Genomic DNA, 4900 nt, shown 5'->3' with positions numbered 1-4900 from the left:
TCAATAATCAGTGTAATTTTTTAAAGCAAACTTACATTTTTTATATTTCATTTTACCATGCAAATATGTTTAGAATAACCGCGGTCATAAATACATAGCTCTTTCTCAAGGAAAAAATAAACATTATTTTAAGAAAAAACTTACCATAAGTATAGATAATCACATACTATAACCATGGTAAAAAATAGGTCAAAAAGTAAACTTCAACATTAAAATCAATATAAAACCATTGTTTAATCAACATATAAAATAGGATGAAACATTATGAATACAATCAATATAAATATAAGTGGCAGTAGTAACATTACCATCATAAATAATAATAACTCTAATCCAGAACTATTAACTTACAATACCAACACACCAGCATCAGACCCTCTTACCGTCATCCCTTATAAGGATATGACAATAGAGCCACACTCTTCTATTGAAGCCACAAGAACTGACACACCTATTATTCCTGAAACACGCCCCAATTACTATATAGCCAATTCTGGCCCCGCATCGTCAGTTAGGGCTGTTTTTTATTGGTCTCATTCTTTCACTTCACAATGGTTCGAATATTCCGCTATCACAGTGAAAGCTGGAGAAGACGGCATATTAAAATCACCGAGCAACTCTTTGTATTACAGCAAAGTCGTCATTTATAACGATACAGATAAACGAGCCTTTGTTACTGGGTATAATAAATAACAATACGAAAAACATTTATAACTAATAAGTTTTAATTTCATAACTATTTAACTAAGGAATTAAGGTGAAATAAAATCATGAATACTACACCGATTAATATATCTGAAAATGAAACATTGCCTGTACTCACTGATATTATGCTTATAGCACCTTATACAATGTCTACTCCCGATTATGAATGGGATATGTCATCAATTATAAAGGATGCCATCATTGGTGGCGTAGGTTTTATTCCAGGAGCAGGTCCCGCAATGTCCTTCCTGTTAGGGCTATTTTGGCCTCAACAGAAAGATAATACCTGGGAGCAAATTCTCCAAAAAGTAGAGCAAATGATAGAGAATGCCGTTCTACAAACTATTAAAGGAATACTTAATGGAGATATACAAGAGATCAAAGGGAAAATGGAACATGTGCAATACATGCTGGAAACCTCGCCTGGCAGCCAAGAAAGCCATGATGCATATATGTTCCTGGCCAGATATCTGGTGAGTATAGATGAAAAATTCAGGTCTTTTGATAATAAAACAAACTACCAGATCCTGCCGATGTACACTAACACGGTGATGTTACAGATCCCTTATTGGAAAATGGGAATAGAGAAGAAAAATGATATTGGGCTGACAGATATTGAAGTCAATGAGTTAAAACAGCTTATCGACAAATTGGTTGACAAGGTCAGGAGCTATATTCATACAATGTATGATGATGAATATAATAATGCCATCAACACATCAACAGCAGAAAGTGTCACTAATAATTTATTGTCTGTAAGAGGATATTGTTTATTACACGGTTTAGAGTGTATTGAGTTAATTGAACATCTACAAAATAATAGCCTGGAAAGTGGTTTCAATCCTAAAACTATCAGTTATTCAACCGTATTTGATCGTCCTACTAATAAGACAAGAATTCAGGCCCTGACCGAAGACGATCAAATGCAGGAACCCTTCAAGCCATCTTTAATCGATGGCAAATACAATAAAATCAAATCGTTGCTTGGGTACGTACGAAGAATTGGCAATGCTCCTAGAGTGGGTGGTATTAAAATCACATTTGCCAACGGTTCATCCTATACACTCGGCACAGTAACATCAGAAACCAGTTCAATTGAACTCAATGATAGTGTTATTGAAAGGTTGGAAGTATGGGGCAATGGCGCTGTTGATGAAGCGTTATTTACGTTAAGTGATGGACGTCAACTCAGAATCGGTGAGCGCTACGCGACAAAATACAGAAAATATGCTGTTGATGGTCACTATATTGCAGGGCTGTATTTAGCCAGCGATGAACCTTCACTTGCTGGTCAAGCCGCAGGTATTGCCGTTTCGTACCATCTATTAGCTGATAAAAAATAACATCGACTAATATACGCATTACCTTTCAAGTTGCTCATTATTAGACAACATAACTCATTGTTTCTCCCCGCTTCGCGGGGAGAAACAATATGCATTTTGAAATGAGATGGGTATAGAACTTGAGTTTTAGATCCTCCCTGGTTACATCGCTAATTATGTAACCAGGGGTAATTTTTTCTCATTATGTACTCCAGTCTGACCTCGCCGTGAAAATCAGCAAATCATAAAAACCAAACATATGTTTGTAGTTTCCATAAATCAACCCAACATACTGATTTAAAATAAATTATAACAGGATAAAATATAGTTTACTCACTTGATGTATTTAGTTACCTGATTCTTCTTAATTTTTCAGCATAATATTCGAGATATACATCACATTTTTATGTCATTTGCTGGCTTTACCAATCTTACGATCATATTCTCATAATGAAAAAGAAATATAAAAATAGCCTTTACTGTCTGTCAGACATGAAATAAAACATCAGAACAAAAAAACAACCAAAGGTATGATATGTCAAAAAGGGAAAACCAGATATTGCAACTTCTAAAGCGTGATCCTTTCATTCAGCAACAAGAAATTGCTGATATTCTCGGAATCAGTCGCTCATGTGTTGCGGGACATATTATGAACCTAAGTAAAAAAGGTTATATTAAAGGCAAAGGGTATATTTTATCTAACGATGTTTATACTGTGACTATTGGTGCAGCGAATATAGATTTAACAAGTTATACCTCAGCCAAATTAATTTATGAAGATTCCAACCCAGGGAAAATTATTTCTACACCAGGCGGCGTAGGGAGGAATATCGCTCAAAATATTGCGCTATTAAAAAATGAAAGTTATTTAATTTCCGTTATCGGTAACGATGCCAATGGCAACGCCCTGTTTGATCATACAAAATCGGCTGGTGTTAATGTTAACTATCTCTATAAATTAGAGGGTGAAAAAACGTCAATTTGCAACTCTGTTATCGATGAAAATGGGAAATGTGTTGTTACTGTTAATGATATGAGCATTCTGGAAAAATTAACCCCTACGTTATTATCTCAAGCTAAATCTTTAATTCAGCATGCTAATGTGTTAGTGATTGACTGTAATTTAACTGAAGAAGTCCTAAAATGGCTATTTAATCATTCCGGTAATGTGCCAATTTTTGTTGATACGGTTTCAAGATCCAAAGCAGCCAAAATTCGCCATTTTCTATCGCAGATTCATACCTTAAAACCCAACCGAACTGAAGCAGAAATCCTTAGCGGCATAAAAATTGAAACTCAAAAAGATGCCGCTGTTGCGGCACACTGGTTTCATCAACATGGCGTCCAGCGCTTAATTTTGAGTATGGATGCAGAAGGTGTTTATTACAGTGAAATGGATAATACATCAGGATGTTCAAGTGCAATCAATACCCATATTGTTAATGCCAATGGTGCGGGTGATGCTATGATGGCTGGCCTTGTACATTGCTGGTTAGAAGGCATGGAACTGAAAGAAAGTATTCGCTTTGCACAGCAATGTTCAGCACTAACACTCTCTTCGGAAAATATTGAGATACTCCCTAAGAATCGTATGTATTTTTGAACGACAAAATTAAAATCCCCTGATATCAAACACTGGCTTCATCATTCCTATCACACCTGTCAGGCCGAAAGTAAAGGATAACTCATTGATCTCACTATGGATAATCCAGATATTCATATACAGTCCTGGCATTACATATCAACATTAATGCTATTTCTTGCTAGAATCTGCGGCGTGAAATCGGCATTATCATAATGAATTAACAACAAATAAGACCAACAGGGTTAATTAAATGGAAAGTATGAGCCAGAAACTAAATGTTCTGCGTAAAATTGATAACGTCTTAATGGATCATAAGCCCAATAACAGCACAGGTATTAAACGATTTATTTTAGAGTTTCTTTTCTTTGGATTGATTAATGCACGCTCGTGCTTATTTGCTGGTTTCTTTTTTTTGGCTTTATTTTTGGTTCCCACAAAAGGCATTATGGGTATACCACGTTATGATGTACTATTAGTATTCGCAGTAACCTTTCAAGCATTTCTAATACAGTCAAAACTCGAAACATGGGATGAATTGAAAGCGATCTGTGTCTTCCACTTAGTTGGTTTTATAATGGAACTATTTAAAACGTCAGCATCTATTAGTTCATGGCAATACCCTGATGCTGCGTTTACTAAGCTTTGGGGTGTCCCACTATTTACAGGTTTTATGTATGCGGCCGTGGGGAGTTACATTATACAGTCATGGCGCTTTTTTAAGGTACGGATTGAGCATTACCCACCGTATTGGATGGCAACGCTGGTGGCAGTGGCAATTTATATTAATTTCTTTAGTCATCACTATATTGATGATTATCGCTGGTATTTAACTGCTTTTATTTTCGGTTTATATGCACGTGGTACTGTTTTTTATACGCCGTTGGATAAAGAACGCAGAATGCCTCTCTTACTTGCTTTTATACTGATTGGTTTTTTTATTTGGTTGGCAGAAAACTTCGGTACCTTTTTTGGGATCTGGCAATACCCAAATCAATTAGGCGCTTGGTCTGTTGTTCATGCAGGAAAATGGGGAGCATGGTCATTATTGGTGGTTGTGACCTTTACGATTGTCGTTCACCTTAAACATATCAAAGCAAGTGTCATGCTTTAATACATTCGGACACTTTGGTAAAGGAATATACCAATCTAACTTCAAGATGCGTGTGATTATTCCCCGCGAAGCGCTGAGGGATCCCCACAAAACGGTGCTAATAAATCAAAACCATATTTTGGTAGATTTTGGCGAGGTATTTGAGGAGTTGATTAAGAACTATTTCAAATAATATTA

4 protein-coding genes are annotated in these 4900 nt (G+C 36.0%); all 4 read left to right on the top strand.

What is annotated here, in order from left to right:
- The first annotated feature begins 264 nt into the window (after positions 1 to 264).
- The gene (locus IQ211_RS17825; protein ID WP_189759929.1) at positions 265 to 693 is read left to right on the top strand and encodes a JHE-like toxin PirA; all 429 of its coding nucleotides are present in this window, start codon (positions 265 to 267) and stop codon (positions 691 to 693) included.
- A 77-nt stretch (positions 694 to 770) separates the two neighbouring features.
- Entirely contained in the window at positions 771 to 2048 is a 1278-nt protein-coding gene (locus tag IQ211_RS17820; protein WP_189759928.1) for an insecticidal delta-endotoxin Cry8Ea1 family protein, read from the top strand.
- 514 nt (positions 2049 to 2562) lie between these two features.
- Positions 2563 to 3630: a PfkB family carbohydrate kinase gene (locus IQ211_RS17815; RefSeq protein ID WP_189759927.1), complete on the top strand. Its 1068-nt coding sequence runs from the start codon at positions 2563 to 2565 to the stop codon at positions 3628 to 3630.
- Positions 3631 to 3862: 232 nt separating this feature from the next.
- Positions 3863 to 4723, top strand: a complete 861-nt coding sequence (locus tag IQ211_RS17810; RefSeq protein ID WP_189759926.1) for a DUF817 domain-containing protein — start codon at positions 3863 to 3865, stop codon at positions 4721 to 4723.
- The last annotated feature ends 177 nt before the right edge of the window (positions 4724 to 4900 follow it).

It is taken from the genome of Xenorhabdus griffiniae (assembly GCF_015163655.1).
GTDB lineage: Bacteria > Pseudomonadota > Gammaproteobacteria > Enterobacterales > Enterobacteriaceae > Xenorhabdus > Xenorhabdus griffiniae.
This window is presented reverse-complemented; position numbering and strand designations above follow the sequence as displayed.

Excerpts from the sequence above, each read along its gene's own strand:
- IQ211_RS17825 (WP_189759929.1), top strand. The coding sequence starts at position 265 with ATGAATACAATCAATATAAATATAAGTGGCAGTAGTAACATTACCATC.
- IQ211_RS17820 (WP_189759928.1), top strand. The coding sequence starts at position 771 with ATGAATACTACACCGATTAATATATCTGAAAATGAAACATTGCCTGTA.
- IQ211_RS17815 (WP_189759927.1), top strand. The coding sequence starts at position 2,563 with ATGTCAAAAAGGGAAAACCAGATATTGCAACTTCTAAAGCGTGATCCT.
- IQ211_RS17810 (WP_189759926.1), top strand. The coding sequence starts at position 3,863 with ATGGAAAGTATGAGCCAGAAACTAAATGTTCTGCGTAAAATTGATAAC.